The organism is Brumicola blandensis (assembly GCF_031846165.1).
In the GTDB taxonomy this organism is placed as follows: domain Bacteria; phylum Pseudomonadota; class Gammaproteobacteria; order Enterobacterales; family Alteromonadaceae; genus Glaciecola; species Glaciecola blandensis.
Window position 1 is genome coordinate 1 of sequence record NZ_JAVRIE010000020.1, and the last position, 647, is coordinate 647.

The 647-nt window shown below is 39.6% G+C and carries 1 protein-coding gene; it reads right to left on the reverse strand.

From position 1 onward, the window contains the following. Positions 1 to 263: 263 nt before the first annotated feature. Positions 264 to 647 (reverse strand): ExbD/TolR family protein (locus tag RM544_RS17655; RefSeq protein WP_311363144.1); only part of this gene is annotated, 384 nt, incomplete at its 5' end.

A 647-nucleotide genomic window follows, 5' to 3' on the forward strand; every position in this document is an offset into this window, starting at 1 on the left:
CACGCACGTAATGGTGTCCCAGCGACCGAAGGGAGGGCGTTGATGCGATTGTTATGTTGTTTCTGTTTGGTGCGGTTTTGAAAAAACATTCCATGTTTCCTTGCGATAACCATTTAGGTAAAACAATACTCGTTTGAAGTTGATACAGCAACTAATGGTTAGTAGCGTGGACCAAACAACTAATGCTCGCGAACCCGAAAAGAACTCATTAAAAACACATGAGAGTAACTCTTGAAAGAAAGAGCTTCCAACAATTGTTAGTTTCATTTTACTAACCAAACTATGCTGACATTCTCCGAATCCTTTTTTAATATATCTGTAATTTCTATCACTTTGCCACTATCAAAATCTGCGGGCGCAGAAATGGAAACACTCATAAGCTCACAACCCTCATGGTCTGCAGCCAGGTGAGACCCAAGCTCCTCTGCACTTATATACTGCGAGTTAAAATTGATTAGCCCACTTTTCTCTATGGAAACATGATGTATCCCGCAATCATCGAAGATACAAATAATAGAAGGGGTTTTCGATGGACGCAGAACATCAATACCTTTATCGTTGGGAGCAAATGACTGATAGGCAAAAAACATAATAAGACCTAAGAGTACAGATATAAACGCATAGGAAGTGTAATTATTCATGACACA